General features: G+C 63.0%; 17 protein-coding genes. 12 read left to right on the top strand and 5 right to left on the bottom strand.

The window, feature by feature from the left end; genetic code table 11:
• The first annotated feature begins 76 nt into the window (after positions 1-76).
• Entirely contained in the window at positions 77-1,201 is a 1,125-nt protein-coding gene (locus tag ACFFUC_RS05950; RefSeq protein WP_377684458.1) for a TRAP transporter substrate-binding protein, read from the top strand.
• A 130-nt stretch (positions 1,202-1,331) separates the two neighbouring features.
• On the opposite strand, the gene ACFFUC_RS05945 is transcribed toward ACFFUC_RS05950, so the two are convergent.
• The 5 genes from ACFFUC_RS05945 to cobU all read right to left on the bottom strand — a co-directional run bounded on the left by ACFFUC_RS05945 (position 1,332) and on the right by cobU (position 6,298).
• Positions 1,332-3,305, bottom strand: a complete 1,974-nt coding sequence (locus ACFFUC_RS05945; RefSeq protein ID WP_377684456.1) for a TRAP transporter large permease — start codon at positions 3,303-3,305, stop codon at positions 1,332-1,334.
• Complete coding sequence (locus ACFFUC_RS05940) at positions 3,302-3,931, bottom strand: TRAP transporter small permease subunit (protein ID WP_377684454.1); 630 nt, start codon at positions 3,929-3,931, stop codon at positions 3,302-3,304. Before ACFFUC_RS05940 ends, ACFFUC_RS05945 begins: the two co-directional genes overlap by 4 nt.
• Positions 3,932-4,042: 111 nt before the next feature.
• Positions 4,043-4,819, bottom strand: a complete 777-nt coding sequence (gene cobS / locus ACFFUC_RS05935) for an adenosylcobinamide-GDP ribazoletransferase (protein ID WP_377684452.1) — start codon at positions 4,817-4,819, stop codon at positions 4,043-4,045.
• Entirely contained in the window at positions 4,812-5,771 is a 960-nt protein-coding gene (gene cobT, locus ACFFUC_RS05930; RefSeq protein WP_377684450.1) for a nicotinate-nucleotide--dimethylbenzimidazole phosphoribosyltransferase, read from the bottom strand. Before cobT ends, cobS begins: the two co-directional genes overlap by 8 nt.
• Positions 5,768-6,298, bottom strand: coding sequence for a bifunctional adenosylcobinamide kinase/adenosylcobinamide-phosphate guanylyltransferase (gene cobU, locus ACFFUC_RS05925; protein ID WP_377684448.1), 531 nt, complete (start codon positions 6,296-6,298; stop codon positions 5,768-5,770). The genes cobT and cobU overlap by 4 nt, the downstream gene beginning before the upstream one ends.
• A 123-nt stretch (positions 6,299-6,421) precedes the next feature.
• Here cobU and ACFFUC_RS05920 point away from each other — a divergent pair, with 123 nt between their 5' ends.
• The 11 genes from ACFFUC_RS05920 to mnhG all read left to right on the top strand — a co-directional run bounded on the left by ACFFUC_RS05920 (position 6,422) and on the right by mnhG (position 18,272).
• On the top strand, positions 6,422-8,026 hold the full coding sequence (locus tag ACFFUC_RS05920) for a peptide ABC transporter substrate-binding protein (RefSeq protein ID WP_377684446.1): 1,605 nt from the start codon (positions 6,422-6,424) through the stop codon (positions 8,024-8,026).
• Between the two features lie 97 nt (positions 8,027-8,123).
• On the top strand, positions 8,124-9,041 hold the full coding sequence (oppB, locus tag ACFFUC_RS05915) for an oligopeptide ABC transporter permease OppB (RefSeq protein ID WP_377684444.1): 918 nt from the start codon (positions 8,124-8,126) through the stop codon (positions 9,039-9,041).
• Between the two features lie 10 nt (positions 9,042-9,051).
• A complete protein-coding gene (locus tag ACFFUC_RS05910) occupies positions 9,052-9,975 on the top strand; it encodes an ABC transporter permease subunit (RefSeq protein ID WP_377684443.1) in 924 nt (307 codons plus the stop codon).
• 1 nt (position 9,976) lies between these two features.
• The gene (locus ACFFUC_RS05905; RefSeq protein ID WP_377684441.1) at positions 9,977-11,017 is read left to right on the top strand and encodes an oligopeptide/dipeptide ABC transporter ATP-binding protein; all 1,041 of its coding nucleotides are present in this window, start codon (positions 9,977-9,979) and stop codon (positions 11,015-11,017) included.
• Positions 11,014-12,102, top strand: a complete 1,089-nt coding sequence (locus ACFFUC_RS05900) for an oligopeptide/dipeptide ABC transporter ATP-binding protein (protein WP_377684439.1) — start codon at positions 11,014-11,016, stop codon at positions 12,100-12,102. Before ACFFUC_RS05905 ends, ACFFUC_RS05900 begins: the two co-directional genes overlap by 4 nt.
• A gap of 112 nt (positions 12,103-12,214) precedes the next feature.
• Positions 12,215-15,115, top strand: a complete 2,901-nt coding sequence (locus ACFFUC_RS05895) for a monovalent cation/H+ antiporter subunit A (RefSeq protein WP_377684437.1) — start codon at positions 12,215-12,217, stop codon at positions 15,113-15,115.
• Entirely contained in the window at positions 15,115-15,459 is a 345-nt protein-coding gene (locus ACFFUC_RS05890; protein ID WP_377684435.1) for a Na+/H+ antiporter subunit C, read from the top strand. The genes ACFFUC_RS05895 and ACFFUC_RS05890 overlap by 1 nt, the downstream gene beginning before the upstream one ends.
• On the top strand, positions 15,456-17,126 hold the full coding sequence (locus ACFFUC_RS05885) for a monovalent cation/H+ antiporter subunit D (RefSeq protein ID WP_377684433.1): 1,671 nt from the start codon (positions 15,456-15,458) through the stop codon (positions 17,124-17,126). The genes ACFFUC_RS05890 and ACFFUC_RS05885 overlap by 4 nt, the downstream gene beginning before the upstream one ends.
• Complete coding sequence (locus ACFFUC_RS05880) at positions 17,123-17,614, top strand: Na+/H+ antiporter subunit E (protein ID WP_377684431.1); 492 nt, start codon at positions 17,123-17,125, stop codon at positions 17,612-17,614. Before ACFFUC_RS05885 ends, ACFFUC_RS05880 begins: the two co-directional genes overlap by 4 nt.
• Positions 17,611-17,895 (top strand): K+/H+ antiporter subunit F, encoded by a 285-nt coding sequence (locus ACFFUC_RS05875; protein ID WP_377684430.1) that lies wholly within the window; start codon positions 17,611-17,613, stop codon positions 17,893-17,895. Before ACFFUC_RS05880 ends, ACFFUC_RS05875 begins: the two co-directional genes overlap by 4 nt.
• Positions 17,892-18,272 (top strand): monovalent cation/H(+) antiporter subunit G, encoded by a 381-nt coding sequence (mnhG, locus tag ACFFUC_RS05870; protein WP_377684428.1) that lies wholly within the window; start codon positions 17,892-17,894, stop codon positions 18,270-18,272. Before ACFFUC_RS05875 ends, mnhG begins: the two co-directional genes overlap by 4 nt.
• Positions 18,273-18,295 lie beyond the last annotated feature (23 nt).

Genomic DNA, 18,295 nt, shown 5'->3' with positions numbered 1-18,295 from the left:
CACGGGGGCAGGCAGAGGGCAAAATGCCGCGTGAATTATCCCCTAAAGGGATGAGATCGGGAATTCCGGAGGATCTATGACCGAGAAGAAGAATTTTGACCGTCGCGCGTTTTTGACCCGTGCTTCGATCGGTGGTGCGGCTGCGGCGGCAGGTGCGACTTTGGCTGCGCCCGCAATCGCTCAGGAAAACCCGTCGATTTCGTGGCGGATGACCTCGTCCTTCCCGAAATCGACCGACACGCTTTACGGCACGGGCGAATATTTCGCGAAACTGGTCGAGGAAGCCACCGACGGCAAATTCAAGATCCAGTCCTTCTCGGCGGGCGAGATCGTGGGCGGCCTTCAGGCGGCCGATGCCGTGCAAGAGGGTACGGTCGAAATGGCCCATACCGTCGGCTATTACTATTGGGGCAAGGATCCCGCTTGGGCTGTCGGCTCGGCCATTCCCTTCTCGTTGAACTATCGCGGGATGAACGCATGGAACTATGCCGGCGGCGGCATTGATCTTTATAACGAATTCCTGTCCCAGCACGGGCTTTTTGCGCTTCCGGGCGGCAATACCGGCGTGCAGATGGGCGGCTGGTTCCGCAAGGAAATCAACACGGTGGACGACCTCAAAGGTCTGAAATTCCGCGTCGGCGGCTTTGCGGGCTATGTGCTCGAGCGTCTGGGCGTCGTGCCGCAGCAGCTCGCGGGCGGCGACATCTATCCGGCGCTGGAAAAAGGCACGCTGGATGCGGTCGAATTCACCGGTCCCTATGACGACGAAAAGCTCGGCTTCGTGAAGGTCGCGCCCTATTACTACGCTCCCGGTTTCTGGGAAGGCGGCCCGACCGTCCACTTCTTCTTCAGCAAGGAGAAGTTCGAGGCCCTGCCCGCCAATTATCAGGCGATCGTGCGCGCCTGTGCCCGCGCAGCCGACAACAAGATGATCGCGGATTACGATTGGAACAACCCCAAGGCGCTTTTGCGTCTGGTTCAGGAAGGCGCGCAGATCCGCAGCTTCGCGCCCGAGATCATGTCGGCCGCATTCGACGCCGCGAATACCGTTTATGACGAGATGAGCGCCAAGCACGAATGGTTCAAGAAGCTTTGGGATTCGATCAAGGCATTCCGCTCGGAGCACTACACCTACACCCAGCTCGTCGATTTCCAGTACGACTATTACATGATGCAGCTGAACGGTCAGAAGCGTCTCTGATCGCCGCAGCGGTGCAAAACGGAAAAAGGCCCCTTCGGGGGCCTTTTGCATTGGCGTGACGGGTTTTGGATCGTGCCGCACCGGATATGGCAAAAGCCCCGAGGTTTCCTCGGGGCTTTTGCTTTCGGGGTCACAGGCCGGGCGGCGTTCCCAGACCCGGCAGGCTGTTTGCCCCTGCCGGCGCGGCGGGTGCCGCCCCATCGCTCGGCGCGCTCGCGCCCTCCAGCCCTGGCGGTGTGCCGAGGCCGGGCAAGCTGTTGGGCGCAGCAGGTGCGGGGCTTGCAGGAGCGGGCGCAGCTGGTGCGACAGCCGCCGGCGCGCCCAGATCGAGCGGTGCCAATCCGGGCAGGCTGTTCGCGCCAGCAGGTGCTGCGGCGGGCGCCGGTGCCGCCGGAACCGCAACCGGAGCGCCGCCGAAATCAAGCGGTGCGAGGCCCGGCAAAGCGGGCTGGTTGCCGATGGCCGGTGCGCCGCCCGACTGGCTCGGTGCGCCGAGGCTCGGCAGCTCGAAGGCCGGAGCCGAGGTCGCCCCCGTTGCGGCCTCCTTGCTGCCTGTCACCAAGGTCGGGAACAAGACCACGGTCACCGCCATCAACAGCTGCAAGAGCATGAAGGGGATGGCGCCGAGATAGATCTGCCCCGAGGTGACCGGCTGGATCGTTCTGCCGGTGACATGGTCCTTGTAGGCCTGTCGCGGCGCGACCGAGCGCAGGAAGTGCAGCGAGAAACCGAAGGGCGGATGCATGAAGGAGGTTTGCATCACGATGCCGAGGATCACGCCGAACCACACAAGATCGATCCCGATCGCCTTCGCCGGTGCCACAAGAAGCGGCACGATGATGAAGGCCAGCTCGAAATAATCGAGGAAGAAGGCAAGGAAGAACACCAGAATCGAGACGAAGATGACAAAGCCCATCTCGCCGCCCGGCAGCGAGACCAGCAGGTGCTCGATCCACAGATGGCCGTTGACGCCGTAGAAGGTCAGCGAAAAGACCCTTGCGCCCATCATGATGAACATGACGAAGGCCGAGAGGCGGGTGGTATATTCCAGAGCCGATTTCAGGGTCTGGAAGGTCAGGCGTTTTTTGGCGACAGCCAGCAAAAGCGCACCGGCCGCACCCATCGCGCCGCCCTCGGTCGGGGCCGCGATCCCGAGGAAGATCGTGCCGAGCACGAGGAAGATCAGCGCCAGCGGCGGGATCAGCACAATCACCACCTGCTGCGCCAGATGCGACATCAGACCGAGCTTCAGATAACGGTCGGCCAGCGCGAGAGCATAGGCAAGCCCTGCCCCGACCATCACCGCGATCATGTCGGCATCGACGCCCAAGCGCGGATGGAGGTAGTGAAAGCTCGCATAGGCCGCCGCTGCCGAAACCGCGACCACGACCAGAAGCGAAGTCACGCCATGGCCGAGGGTCCGCGCCTCTTTGGGAAGGGCGGGCACGGCATTGGGGCGGAAGATCGACAGCAGGAAGATGAAGAGCACATAGCAGCCCGTCAGCATCAGCGAGGGCAGCATCGCCCCTTGATACATCGCGCCGACCGAGACGGTCAGCTGGTCGGCCAGCACGATCAGCACCAGCGAGGGCGGCACGATCTGGGCCAAAGTCCCCGATGCCGCAATCACCCCCGAGGCGACGCGCCGGTCATAGCCGTAGCGCAGCATGATCGGCAGCGAGATCAGCCCCATCGCGATGACGGATGCGGCCACGATGCCGGTCGTTGCCGCCAAAAGCGCGCCGACCAGAATGACCGCATAGGCCAGACCGCCGCGGATCGGACCGAACAGCTGGCCGATCGTGTCGAGAAGATCCTCGGCCATGCCGGATTTCTCGAGAATGATCCCCATGAAGGTGAAGAAGGGAATGGCGAGCATGGTCTCGTTGGCGAGCTGCGCCCACATCCGGTTCGGAAGCGTGCCCAGAAGCGGCCAATCGAGCGAAATCGTGCCGCCCGAGAGCGGCGCCAGCTCGACCCCGATCAGAAAGAACAACAGCCCGTTCGCCGCCAAAGCGAAGGCCACCGGATAGCCCAGAAGCAGAAAGACGACCAGAGAGAGGAACATGATCGGCGCCATGTTCTCGGCGATGAGATGCATCATTTGCGGACCTCCGCAGCGGGTTCGGCGTCACCGGCCGCGAGCCCGTCCTGCATCGTCTTGAGCATGTCGGCTGCCTCGATCTCGGCTGCCTCGTGCTGGGTCACATAGGGGTTGGGATCGGCGATCACGCCGCGCATGACGGCGATCTTCTTGATCAGCTCGGAGATCCCTTGCGCGAGCAGCATGGTAAAGCCCGCGAGCAGGATGAATTTCGCGGGCCAGATGATCAGCCCCCCGGCATTGGGCGACATTTCACCGCTGCGGTAGGAACGCAAAGCCCAAGGGTAAAGGTAGAAGACCATCAGTGCCGCGAAAGGCAGCAGGAAAAGCAGCGTGCCGATCAGGTCGATCCAGTGCTGCACCCGACGCGACCAGCGCCCGTAAAGGATGTCGATGCGGATATGCTCGTTCATCAGCAAGGTATAGGCAGCCGCGCCCATGAAGGCCGCGCCGAAGAGATACCACTGCAACTCCAGCCATGCGTTCATGGATGTGTTGAAAACCTTGCGGACAATGGCATTGCCTGCGCTGACGAAGACCGCAACCAGAATAAGCCAGCTGACATTTTTGCCGACAAAAGTGTTGAACCGGTCGATGCCTTTTGAAAGGGCCAGAAGGCCACCCATCGCTACCCCCAATCTGAAGCCGCTGCCTTTCGCCCGTCTGCGTCCATAAAGCGGACGGCGCGGGCCGTGACAGAATTAAGATCGACCCATACGTTTGATCGGCTTGAGATTCTACAGCTTTTCTGCGAGCGCCGCCGCCAAAACAAGCAATGCGGCCGCCTCGGAGACTTGCTGGACCGCGCCCAGAACATCGCCGGTCAGCCCGCCGAGTTTGTTGCGGGCAAGGCGCTGGATATGGAGCGTTGCGGCGCAGGCGGCCAAAATGACGCCCGCCGCCGGCCAGAAACCGGGCCAGAGACCCGAAAGGGACGCAACGGCACAAAGGCTTAGCGCCAAAAGACCCGCGATTGCGACAAGGCTTGCGGAGGGGCGCCCTGCCGCCTTGCCCAGCCCGTCCGCGCGCGCAGGCGCCAGCATGACCATGGTCGCGACCATCATGGCGCGCGACAGCGCGGGAAGAGTAAAAAATGCGCCGATTGCCGCGGGGACCGGCAGGACGGCCAGCGCGGTGATGCGGATCGCGGTGACCAGACCCAGCGTCAGCGCGCCGTAGCTGCCGATGCGGGAATCGCGCATGATCTCGAGCCGGCGCTCGCGGTTCGGCCCGCCCATCCCGTCGGCAAGATCGGCCAGCCCGTCTTCGTGCAACCCGCCGCTCAGCCAGACCATTGCGGCGACGGCAAGGATCGCGGCCAAGGCTTGCGGCAGGCCGAGCGCCATGGTTGCGGCGAAAACCGCAGCGGCGATGCTGCCCACAACGAGGCCCACCAGCGGGAAGGCCCAGGCCGCGCGGGCAAGGGGTGGCGGATCGACGGGCAGAAACCCTCCGACCGGCAGGCGCGTCAACCAGACCAGTGCCAGCAGAAAGCCCGCGACTGCCTCAGGCACTGATCCCTGCCTCGGCAAAGCTCGCCATGCCGTTGTGGCATTCCAGCGCCGCGCGCAGGATCATCAGCGCGACCGCGGCGCCGCTGCCCTCGCCCAACCGCATGTCGAGCGCGAGAACCGGATCTTTCTTCATGGCGGTGACAAGGCGGCGGTGGCCGGGTTCGAGGCTGAGGTGGCCGACAAGGCAATGGGCCAAAGCATCGGGATCATCGCGCAGCAGGACGGCCGCTGCCGCCGAGCAGATGAAACCGTCGAGGATCACCGGAATGCGCAATTCGCGCGCCCGCATCACCGCGCCGCAAATCGCCGCCTGCTCGCGCCCGCCAAAGGCCATCAGCGTTTCTATCGAGGTTTCGGCCGCGTCATGAAGCTCGAGCCCCTGATCGACGACCCGCGCCTTGAGCGAAAGTCCCGCCGCATCCGAGCCGGTGCCCGGGCCGACCCAATCCTCGCCCGAGCCGCCGAAGGTCGCCGCCGCCAAAGCCGCCGCCACCGTCGAATTGCCGATCCCCATTTCTCCCAGAACCAGGACTTGCGCCGCCGGATCGACCGCTTGTGCACCGGCATGCATGGCGCGCATCACTTCGGTTGCGTCCATCGCGGGACCGGCGGTGAAATCGCCGGTCGGTCTATCGAGATCCAGTGCCACGACCGACAGATCGGCCCCCGCCACGCGGCAGATCTGGTTGATCGCCGCCCCGCCGTTGCGGAAATTTTCGACCATGAGGGCGGTGACGGAGGCGGGAAACGGATTGACGCCGCGTGCGCAGATCCCGTGATTGCCCGCAAAAACCACCGCCTGCGCGCGATCGACGCGCGGATCGGCGCGCTCCTGCCAGCCGGCCATGAATTCGGCGAGAGTCTCGAACCGGCCAAGCGAGCCCGGCGGTTTGGTCAGCTGGTTTTGATGGTCGCGCGCTGCACGGGCCGAGGAGAGGTTGAATTGCGTCACAGAGGATGCTCCTGGGGTTTTAATCTGAGCGGCAGCCCAGAGACGGCCATCCAGACTTCGGTCGCGATTTCGGCCACGGCCTGATTCATCCAGCCGTGGTCGTCGCGGAATTGTCGCGCAAGCGCATTGTCGGGCACGATGCCCTGACCAAGCTCGTTTGTGACCAGAACCACGGGGCTTTTCTGCGCCGCAAGGACCGTGCAGAGATGGCCGACATCGGCCCTCCCCTCCATATTGGCGAGCCAGAGCGTCAGGCAATCGACCAACCGGACCCCCTGCCCGTCACTGTCGGCAAGCGCCTGCGCGAGCTCGCGCGGCTCTTCGATCGTGCGCCAGCCTGCATCGCGGCGCGCACGGTGAAGCCCGATACGCTGCGTCATTTCGTCATCATAGGCCTGTGCCGTCGCGATATAGACGGCCTGTCCGCCCGACTGCCGCGCGAGGCGCTCGACAAGGCGCTCGGCCAGTGCGGACTTGCCCGAACGTGCGCCGCCCGTCACGAGATAGATGCTGGATTCCGGTATCATAGCCGCAGTTCTTCCACAAACAGCGCGCGCTTGGAAGGCTCTATGGTGCTTGCCGGGTGCCGATATTTGCGTTAGGTTTTAACTATTATGACTGTCACGCCCCCGTTTAGCGGAGTAACCCAGATGCGAAACCTTTTCCTCACCACGGCCCTGACGCTCGGCATTGTCACGCCCGTCCTCGCGGTCCAGCCCGCAGAGGGTGAGAAACTCGCCGCCGACCAAAGCTATACATTCTGGCTTCTCGACGCGATCAAGACGACCGATCCGGGCAAGAATACCGATGCCGAGGGCTCGGACATCCTGCGCCAGCTGTTCGAGGGCCTGCTGCAAGACGATCCCAAAGGGGCTCCGGTTGCGGCTGCGGCGACCTCGTTCGACGTGTCCGAAGACAAGCTGACCTATACGTTCCACCTGCGTCCCGACGCGAAATGGTCGAACGGCGATCCGGTGACCGCGAATGATTTCGTCTATTCGTGGCGACGTCTTGCCGATCCCGCGACCGCGTCGGAATATGCGTGGTATATGGAGCTGATGAACGTCGAGAACGCCCCCGCCGTGGTCAAGGGCGAGGCTGCGCCCGACACGCTTGGCGTCAAGGCGGTCGACGATCTGACTTTCGAGGTCAAACTCAGCGCCGCGACCCCCTATTTCACGAAAATGCTGACCCATTCCTCGACCTTCCCCGTGCCGCAAAAGGTTATCGAGGCCGAAGGCGACAACTGGACCCAGCCGGGTAAACTGGTCGGAAACGGTGCCTATACGCTGGCAAGCCACGATCTCGGGGTCCAGCTCACGCTGGAGAAAAACCCCAATTATTGGGATGCGGCCAATGTCGTGATGGAGCATGTTAAGGCTCTGACCGTCAACGACAACAACGTCGCCCTGACGCGCTATCTCGCCGGAGAGCTCGACCGCGTGCAGATCCCCGCCGGCCAGTATCCGCGCCTTGCCAAAGAACATCCCGATCAGGCGATCTCGATTCCCTATTCCTGTTCTTATGCCTATCTCTTCAACCTCGGCGAAAAAGGACCCGAGGCGCTGAAGGACGTGCGCGTGCGTCAGGCCCTATCCTATGCGATGCAGCGCGACATCGTGGTCAACCAGATCCTGCAAGGCGGCCAGCGTCCGGCCTATAACTGGACGCATTGGGCGATCGAGGGGTTCGAGATGCCCCAGATCGATTATGCCGGCTGGACCCAGGCCGAGCGGCTCGAGAAAGCCAAGGCGTTGCTGGCCGAGGCCGGTTACGGTCCCGACAATCCGCTGAAAATCTCGCTGCAGTACAATACCGACGACAACCACAAGAAAATCGCGGTCGCGGCGCAGCAGTTCTTCAAACAGGTCGGTGTCGAGCTGACGCTGAACAACGTCGAATGGAAGGTCCATACCGACCGTATGCAGGCGGGTGATTTCGAAATGGCGCGCTATGCTTGGTGTGCCGATTACAACGAGGCCTCGACCTTCCTCGATTACTTCCGCTCGACCGGCATGAACTACGGCAAATTCGCGAACGAGGATTACGACCGGCTGCTCGACGATTCCAAAACCGCTGCCGATCCGAATTCGGATTATTCCGCCGCCGAGAACATTCTGGCTCAGGCTATGCCCCTCATCCCGATCTACCACTATGCCAAGGTCGATATGATCAGCCCCGTGATCAAAGGCCTGCCGACCGAGAACGTGATGAACAACTGGTACGCAAAAGACCTCTACCGCATCGAAAAGTGATCCGCTGATCGCGCCTTGGCCGGAGCAATTGATCCGCTCCGGCCAAGGCGGCTCTCTTCGCGGATCATGGAAACTGGCACCCAACGGAACCTGAACGATGCTGGGCTTTATTTTGAGGCGGCTTGCTGTCGCCATACCGACCCTTCTTGTCTTGATCGTGATTTCATTCTTGCTGATGTATGCAGCCCCCGGCGGGCCCTTCACGCAAGAGCGCGCCCTGCCGCCGCAGGTTCTCGCCAATCTCAATGCGAAATACGGGCTGGACGATCCGTTGTGGAAACAGATCGTCAGCTATGTCTGGGGCATCGTCGCCCATTTCGATTTCGGGCCGAGCTTCGTCTACCCCGACCGCAGCGTGAACCAGATCATCGCCGCGGGCTTTCCGGTGACGCTGACCTATGGCGCGATCGCTTTCGTGACGGCGGTGGTTGTGGGCGTGGCGCTCGGCGTGGCGGCGGCGATCAGGCAGAACACCTGGCTCGACTACCTCGCCATCGGGATTTCGATCGGGGCGCAGGTTTTGCCGAACTTTGTCATGGCGCCGGTTTTGGTGCTGGTCTTCACGCTCTGGCTCGGTTGGCTGCCCGGAGGCGGCTGGGGCGGGCCGATCTTCTGGATCATGCCGGTGATCGCGATGTCGACAAGCTTCATGGCCTCGATCGCGCGGATCACGCGCTCCTCTATGCTCGAGGTGCTGGGCTCGAACCATATCCGTACCGCGCGCGCCAAGGGGCTGCCCGAGCGCCGCGTCATCATCCGCCATGCGCTCAAACCCGCGCTGTTGCCGGTGATCTCCTATCTCGGTCCCGCTTTCGTTTCGATGATCACCGGATCCGTGGTGATCGACATCTATTTCTCGACCGGAGGGATCGGGCGCAGCTTTGTCGATGCAGCGCTCAACCGCGATTATGCGGTGATGATGGGGATCACGATCCTTGTCGGCGCGCTGACCATTCTTTTCTCGCTGGTTGTCGACGTGCTTTACGCATGGATCGACCCGAAAATCAGGTATTGATGCCATGTCCATGATCGATCAACAAAAAATCGAAGGGCTGGCGCGCCGTATGGCGGAGGCCGAAGTCAGGGGCCGCAGCCCTTGGGCCGATGCGCGCCGCCGTTTCGCGCGCAACAAGGCGGCGATGGCGGGGCTGGTCATTCTGGTCCTCGTCGCGCTTTTCGCGATCTTCGGCAGCGCCTTTGCGACTTGGTCCAACGAGGAAATGGACTTTGCCGTCATGGGCCAAGCCGCCCAACTCGGCGCGCCAAGCTGGGCGAGCGGGCATTATTTCGGCACCGACGACCTTGGCCGCGACCTCTATTCGCGCACGGTGCAGGGTACGCAGGTCTCGCTCATGGTCGGGCTGATCGGCGCGGGGATCGCGGTTGTCGTCGGCACGCTTTACGGCGCGGTCGCGGGCTACGCGGGGGGGCGCGTCGATGCGGTCATGATGCGCCTCGTCGATATCCTGCTCGCCATTCCCTACATGTTCGTGCTGATCCTGCTTCTGGTCATCTTCGGGCGTTCGATGTCGATGCTCTTTCTCGGTATCGGGCTGATCTCCTGGCTAGAGATGTCGAGAATCGTTCGCGGTCAAACCCTTAGCATAAAGAACCGAGAATTCATCGAGGCCGCACGCGCCACCGGGGTTCCGGCTTGGCGCATTATTTTGCGTCATATCGTGCCCAATCTTCTGGGCGTGGTCGCCGTCTATGCGACGCTTCTCGTGCCTTTGATGATCATGTCGGAAAGCTTCATCAGCTTTCTCGGGCTTGGCGTACAGGAGCCCCTGACATCCTGGGGCGCGCTGATTTCCGAAGGGGCCGGAACCATGAGCTACGGTACGCTCTGGCAGCTTCTGTTCCCGCTTTTCTTCTTCTGCATCACGCTGTTCGCCTTCTTCTTCGTCGGAGACGGCCTGCGCGACGCCCTTGATCCGAAGGACCGCTGAGATGTTGCTCGAGATCAAGGATCTGAACATCCGCTTTGGCACCACCGACGGCGAGGTTCGCGCCGTCAACGGGATCGACCTGTCGCTGGCACGCGGCGAAACTTTGGGCGTCGTCGGAGAAAGCGGCTCGGGCAAAAGCCAGCTCGCCTTTTCGATCATGGGGCTTTTGGCACGCAACGGACGCGCCTGCGGCTCGATCCGTTTCGACGGGGAGGAGATCCTCAATGCGCCGGTCACGCTCCTCAACAAGATCCGTGCGCGCCGCATCGCCATGGTCTTTCAGGACCCGATGACCAGCCTCAACCCCTATATGCGGGTCTCGGACCAGATGGCCGAAGTCTTGATGCTGCATATGGGAATGGGCAAAGCGCAGGCTGTCGCGGAATCCGTGCGCATGCTGGATGCGGTGAAAATTCCCGATGCAAAAGGCCGTATCCGGCTGTTTCCGCACGAGTTTTCCGGCGGGATGCGCCAGCGCGTGATGATCGCCATGTCGCTGTTGTGCCGGCCCGAGCTTTTGATCGCCGACGAGCCGACAACAGCGCTCGATGTCACGGTTCAGGCCCAGATCATGGAGCTTCTGGCCGATCTCCAGCGCGAATTCGGCATGGCGATGATCCTGATCACCCATGATCTCGGTGTGGTTGCGGGCTCGTGCCAACGCGTCGTCGTGATGTATGGCGGCCGCATGATGGAAAAAGCGCCGGTCGATCCGATCTTCGCCGCGCCCTCGCATCCCTATACCCAAGGCCTTTTGGCCGCGATCCCGCGGGTCGACAAGCGCGACGAGGCGCTGTCCGCCATTCCGGGCAGCCCGCCCAACATGACCAGCCCGCCGCCCGGTTGCCCGTTCGCGCCGCGCTGCGGTTTCGAGATGGCGATCTGCCGCGAGGCCATGCCGCCGCTCCTGCCCTTCGGCTCCGGGCGCGCCCGCGCCTGCCATTCGCCGATCGCCAATGTCTGGGCGGGACCGGTCCAGCGCCCCGAGGCGCACCTGACCGCGAACCCGACCGCCGCGCCCGCCCGAGGAGACCAGCCATGACCACGGATGCAACCCCGCAGCATGGGGCGCCCGATCCGGCGCTTGCGCCTTTGCTTTCGGTGCGCGATCTGCGCGTGAGCTTTCCGGTCCGGCGCAGCGGCGATCTGCCGTGGCGGGCACCGATGCAGCTGCAGGCTGTGGGCGGGATCGATTTCGACCTCATGGCGGGCGAGACCTTGGGCATTGTCGGCGAAAGCGGCTCGGGCAAATCGACGCTCGCGCGGGCGCTGATCGGGCTTGCGCCGGCCAGCGGGACGGCGCGTTGGGCCGACGGGGTCAATCTGGTCGGCCTCTCGCCGCGCAAGATGATGCGCTACCGCAGCGATATCCAGATGATCTTTCAGGATCCGCTCGCCAGCCTCAACCCGCGCATGACCGTGGGCCAGATCATCGCCGAGCCTTTGCAGACCCATCATCACGGGCTGGCGCGCGACACCGTGAAAAGCCGCGTCAAGGATCTGATGGACCGCGTCGGGCTGCTGCCGAACCAGATCAACCGCTATCCGCATGAATTCTCGGGCGGACAGTGCCAGCGCATCGGGATCGCGCGGGCGTTGATCGTCCAGCCCAAGCTGATCATCTGCGACGAGCCGGTCTCGGCGCTTGATGTCTCGATCCAGGCGCAGGTGATCAACCTGCTGTCGGATCTGCAGCGCGATCTCGGGCTGGCGCTGATCTTCATCGCCCATGATCTGGCGGTGATGAAACATATCAGCGACCGCGTTCTGGTAATGTATCTTGGTCGCGTGATGGAACTGGCCGAGGCCGAGGCGCTTTATACCGCCCCTGCCCATCCCTATACGCAGGCGCTTTTGTCGGCGGTTCCGGTGCCCGATCCGCAAATCGCGCGGCAAAAACATGTCGTGCCCCTGCGCGGAGACCTGCCCTCGCCGATGGCGCCGCCCTCGGGCTGCGTCTTCCGCACGCGCTGCCCGCGCGCGCAGGCGCTTTGCGCCAGCGAGCGCCCGCTTTTGCGCGGAAGTCCGGCCCATCTCCATGCCTGCCACTTCCCCGGTCCGCTGACCGAAGCCGAATTGAAGGGCACCAAAGCGGGCGACCCGCCTCCGGTGGCCGCCACGGCATAACGTGCGTGTTACCCGCCGATTTTTGCCGAAGAAATACCGGATCGGCGGTTGTTACCGCTGCCGTCCTGCGATTAATGTTGTCCAAATATAGATAATCGGAAGAAGGACGGGGATGGCCGGGCAGAACCTCTTGATCATGTTGGTAATTCTGCCGTTCCTCGCGGCCGGAGCCGCCGCGACCCTCTCCAGTACGGCGCGCAATGCCGAGGCCTGGATCTCGGGGCTGACCATGGCGGCGATGCTGGGCATCCTCGCCACGCTCGCCCCCGAGGTTGCCGACGGCGGCAGGGTCGTTTCGACAATTGCCTGGGTCGACACGCTTGGACTCAATCTGCGCTTCCGCATCGACGGATTTTCGTGGCTGGTGATGGTGCTGGTTGCGGGGATCGGTCTTCTGGTCGTCCTTTACGCCCGCTTTTACATGAGCCCCGATGATCCGATCGCGCGGTTCTATTCCAGTCTTCTGGCCTTTGCCGGTGCCATGAGCGGCGTGCTTTTGTCCGGCAATATCATCATGTTGGTTGTCTTTTGGGAGATGACCAGTCTGACCTCTTTCCTGCTCATCGGCTATTGGCACCACCGTCAGGACGCGCGCGACGGGGCGCGGATGGCGCTGATCGTGACCGGCGCGGGCGGGCTGTGCCTTTTGGTGGCGATGGTCCTGATCGGCCAGATCGTCGGCAGCTACAATCTCGATACCGTCCTGTCTTCGGGCGCGGTGATCCGCGAACATGTGCTTTATGTGCCGGTGCTGGTCCTTTTCCTGATCGGGGCCTTTACCAAATCGGCGCAATTCCCGTTCCAGTTCTGGCTTCCCAATGCCATGGCCGCGCCCACGCCGGTTTCGGCCTATCTGCATTCGGCGACGATGGTGAAAGCGGGGGTCTTCCTGCTCATCCGCTTCGAACCGGCGCTTGGCGGGACCGATTTGTGGTTCCAGATCGTGACCGGAGTCGGTGTCCTGACCCTGCTGATCGGCGGGCTTGCCGCGCTTTTCCAGCATGATCTCAAGGGGCTTCTCGCCTATTCCACGATCAGCCACCTCGGCATGATCACCGCCATGGCCGGTATCGGCAGCCCGCTCGCTATTGTCGCGGCGATCTTCCATCTCGTGAACCATGCGACTTTCAAGGCCTCGCTTTTCATGATCGCGGGGATCATCGACCACGAGACCGGCACGCGCGACATGCGCAAGCTTTCGGGGATTTTCCGCTATATGCCGGTGACGGGAACACTGGCGATTTTCGCCTCGGCGGCCATGGCGGGGATCCCGCTTCTGAACGGTTTCCTTTCCAAGGAGATGTTCTTCGAGGCGGCCTATGACTGGAACAATCCGAGCGGCCTTGATGCGGCCTTGCCCTATCTCGTGACGCTGGCCGGTGCGCTCAGCGTCGCTTATTCTGCGCGTTTCGTCATTTCGGTCTTCTTCGGCCCGACCACCAAGGCGCTGCCGAAACTGCCGCACGAGCCGCCTGCCCTGATGCGCTGGCCGGTTACCGTGCTCGTGGTGATCTGCCTTTGCGTTGGCATTTTCCCGGCCGTGACCATCGGCAATTGGCTGGGCGCGGCCTCCACCGCCGTACTCGGGCCCGACCTGCCCTATTACAGCCTCAAGCTTTGGCACGGTTTCACCATTCCTCTGGTCATGAGCCTGATCGCCATGGCGCTTGGCGCGGTGATCTGCGCCTTGGGCTGGAGCCGGATCGAGCTCGGCCCCGAGGGACCGCCCTTCATGCGCATGATCAAGGGCGCCAAGATCTATGACCGCGTGATTGCACGCATGACGCTGAACGGGCCGCGCAGCTTTCTGCGCCTGCTCACGGCGGGCGGGCTTCAGGCGCAGCTGCGCATCCTGATCCTGCTGACCCTGCTCATGGGCTGGATGGCGCTGTTGCGGCTGGACTGGAACATCCCGATGCCGAGCATCGCGGTGCGCGAGGCGATCTTCGGCCTGCTCTGGATTGTCGGCGCGATCTGCGCGATCGGCGCGGCATGGCAGGCCAATTACTACCGCTTTGCCGCTTTGATCCTGATGGGCGGCGCGGGGCTTGTGACCTGCGCGACCTTTGTCTGGCTGTCCGCGCCCGATCTGGCCGTGACCCAGCTTCTGGTCGAAATCGTGACCACGGTGCTCCTGCTTCTGGGCCTGCGCTGGCTGCCCAAGCGCGACCCCTCCATCCCGCGCGACCAGAGCCTGCGCGCCCGCATCCGTCGCCGCTCGGACCTGTTGATCGCGATTGCTTGCGGCTCGGCGGCCACGGCGATTTCGTTGGCGGTGCTCCTGACCACGCCGCGCGGCTCGATCGGCGACTGGTTCCTGCGCCATTCCTATTCCGAGGGCGGCGGCACCAACGTCGTCAACGTCATCCTTGTGGACTTCCGCGCCTTCGACACATTCGGAGAGATCACGGTTCTCGCCGCGGTGGGTCTGACCTGCTTCGCCCTGCTGCGCCGTTTCCGTCCGTCGGCCGAAAGCGTCGAGCCGCCCTCGCCCCAGCGCGAGGCCAATGAATCGACGCTCTATAACTATCTCTATGTGCCGCAGGTGCTGATGCAGTGGCTCTTTGCGCCGATCATTCTGCTCGCGGCCTATCTGTTCTTCCGCGGCCACGACCTTCCGGGTGGCGGTTTCGCGGCGGGTGTGACCCTCGCCATCGGGCTTTTGCTGCAATATCTCGCATCCGACGTACGCTGGATCGAGGCGCGTCTGACCGTCCTGCCGGTGCGCTGGATGGCGGTCGGTCTGGCCGCAGCCAGCGCGACGGGCGCGGGCGCATGGATCTTCGGCTATCCGTTCCTTTCGGCACATGCGCAATATGTCGATCTGCCCCTGATCGGCAAAGTGCCCTTCTCGACGGCGATGATGTTCGATTTCGGGGTCTTCTCGCTGGTTGTCGGAGCGATCGTTCTGATGTTGATCGCCATCGCCCACCAATCGATGCGGATCGGGCCGCGCAAACGCGAATCCGCCGATACCGATGAGCTCGCGAAGCTCGAAGAGGAGACCGCCTGATGGAATTCATCCTTGCGATTGCCATTGGCGTTCTCGTCGGTTCGGGCGTCTGGCTGATCCTGCGGCCGCGGACCTTCCAACTGATCATCGGGCTGTGCCTGCTGGCCTATGGCGTCAACCTCTTCATCTTCGCGATGGGCCGGCTTTATGTCGGCGCGGCGCCGATCATGCCCAAGGGCGGTTTCGTCGATCCCACGACCTATGCCGACCCCTTGCCGCAGGCTTTGGTTCTGACCGCCATCGTCATCAGCTTTGCCACCACTGCCCTGTTTCTGGTCGTCATGATCGCCGCACGCGGTGCGACGGGGACCGACCATGTTGACGGAAAAGAGCGCGACCAATGACACCAGACGACATTTATGTTCCCGCGCATCTTCTGGTCGCGCCGATCCTGATCCCGCTGGTCGCGGGCGCCTTGATGCTGTTTTACGACGACCGCCAGCGCAAAACCAAACTCGGGATCGGCTTTGCCGCGATCGGGGCGTTGTTTCTGATCTCGCTCGAGCTGATCGCGCGGGTCAAGGGCGACGCGACCAACCAGACCATCGTCGCGACCTATCTTCTGGGCGATTGGCCGGTGCCGATCGGCATCGTTCTGGTTGTCGACCGGCTTTCGGCAATGATGGTGATGCTGACCACGCTGATCGCGCTGCCTTCGCTGATCTATGCCGCTGCGGGCTGGCAGGGCAAAGGCCAGCATTTCCACACGATGTTCCAGCTTTTGCTGGCCGGGGTGAACGGTGCCTTCCTGACCGGAGACCTCTTCAACCTCTTCGTTTTCTTCGAGGTCATGCTCGCGGCCTCTTACGGGCTCATGCTGCACGGCTCGGGGGTCGAGCGGATCAAGCAGGGCCTCCATTACATCGCGATCAACCTTGCGGCATCGCTCTTGTTCCTGCTTGGCGCGGCATTGGTCTACGGCACGACGGGCACGCTCAATATGGCCGATATTTCGCGCGTGGTGCCGCTGCTCGACGAGCCGCAGCGGCTCTTGTTCCATGCGGCGGCCGCGCTTTTGGGCATGGCTTTCCTGACCAAGGCGGCGGTCTGGCCTTTGTGCTTCTGGTTGCCGCCGACCTATACGGCAGCCTCGCCGCCTGCCGCTGCGGTTTTCGCGATCATGACCAAGGTCGGGCTCTATGTGATCTTGCGTTTGGTCACGCTGACCTTCGGCCATGACGCCGGAAGCTCGGCCGGTTTCGGCGGTCCGGTCCTGATCGTCGGCGGCATGGCCACGATGGCCTACGGTATGATCGGGGTGCTCGGCTCGCAGGGCGTGAGCATCAAGGGCGGCTATATCGCGCTGATCTCCTCGGGAACGGTGCTGACGGCGGTGGGCATTTCACTTTTGGGCGGCGGCGCGCAGATCCTCTCGGGCGCGCTCTACTATATGATCGGCTCGACCATAGCGATCGGGGCCTATTTCCTGCTCTCCGAACCGATCAGCCGCGGGATCGAGGGGCGCGTCGAGGAAGACGATGCCCAGATCTCGGACCCCGTGCTCGAGCGTTGGGCCCCGATGATGGGCACGGTCGAGGATGAGGAGGCTCCCGCCACCACCCGCACCGCGCCCTGGACCGCGCTCGGCGTCAGCTTCGTGCTGATCTCGGCCATGCTCGCGGGCCTGCCTCCCTTCCCGGGCTTTGTCGGCAAGGTCGCGATGATGAGCGGCGCCTTCCACGACAATGCCGGCATCAACGGCATGATCCCCGTCATCCTGTGGGTCTATGCCGCGCTGCTGATCGTCTCGGGCTTTGCGGTGATGATCGCATTGGTGCGTCTGGGGATCCGGCGTTTCTGGGTCTCCGAGAACCCGCCGACCCGCGTGCTGGCGCTTGAAATCGGGCCGGTGCTCCTGATCCTTGCCATGATCGTTTTCCAGACCGTGAAATCCGGACCCTTGCTGCATTACACCGATGCCACCGCGCAGGATCTGAGTACGCCTGCCGTCTACCGCAATGCGGTTCTCTCGGCTCCGGTCGTGGCCGACAGCATGGGAGGCGGCCAATGATCGCGCGTTCGATCCCCCATCCGATCCTCAGCGCGGCGCTGGTCGTGATGTGGATGATCCTCACCAGCTTCTCGCTCGGGAACTTCCTGCTCGGGGCGGCGATTTCGGTGCTCGCGGGCTGGGTGGTCAGCCGGCTGCGTCCGAAGCGCGTCGAGATCCACAGCTGGAAAGCGCTGTTCACGCTGGGTTTCCGTGTCTTCATCGACATCATGAAATCCAACTATGCCGTCGCCAAGCTGATCACGCGCGGGCCGAACGACCCCGAGCGCCATCCGGGCTTCATCCTGATCGATCTGCGCCTGCGCGACCGCAACGGCCTCGCGCTTTTGTCGGTCATCATCACCTCGACCCCCGGCACGGCTTGGGTGGAATACGACCCCGAGGCGGGACAGCTTTTGATGCATATCCTCGACCTGCGCGAGGGCGAGGATTGGCAAAGCATCATCCGCGACCGCTACGAGGGCCTGCTGATGGAGATTTTCGAATGAGCGCCGCCGCATTTCTGCATTTCGCCCTCACCTATGCCCAGCTTTGCCTGATCGTGGCCTTCGCGCTGGCGAGCTGGCGCATGCTCAAGGGCCCGCGCGCGCAAGACCGCGTGCTGGCGATGGATACGCTTTATGTCGATGCGATGCTGCTTTTCCTCGTGATCGGCATGGATAACGGCAACGTCTTTTTCTTCGAGGCCGCCGCGGTCATCGCCATTCTGGGCTTTGTCGCAACCGTGACGCTGGCGAAATTCCTCATGCGCGGCGAGGTGATCGAATGAACAACCATCTTGAAACCATCCCGCCCTGGGCGGCCGTCATCATCGCGATCCTGCTCATCATCGGCGCGAGCCTTGCGCTGATGGGCAATATCGGGCTGATCCGCTTCCGCAGCTTCTACGAGCGCCTCCATGCGCCGACCCTCGGGGCGAGTTGCGGGACCTTGGCGATCATCATCGGCTCGATGCTGATGTTCTCGCTGCTCGACGGGCGGCTGATCCTGCACGAGATCATCATCGGGATTTTCATCCTGATCACCACGCCGGTGACGATGATGCTTTTGGGCCGCGCCGCGTTGCGTCGCGACCGCAGCCGCGGTCTGGTGATCAGCAATGCCTCGCGCGATCCTTCGCCCGAGGAACAGGCCGACAAGCGCTGACTTTGGTGCGAGTACAAAAAAGG

It is taken from the genome of Paracoccus cavernae, from assembly GCF_042430175.1.
Taxonomy (GTDB): domain Bacteria; phylum Pseudomonadota; class Alphaproteobacteria; order Rhodobacterales; family Rhodobacteraceae; genus Paracoccus; species Paracoccus cavernae.
The sequence above is the reverse complement of the archived record's forward strand: the minus strand, read 5'-3'. Positions and strand labels throughout refer to the sequence as shown.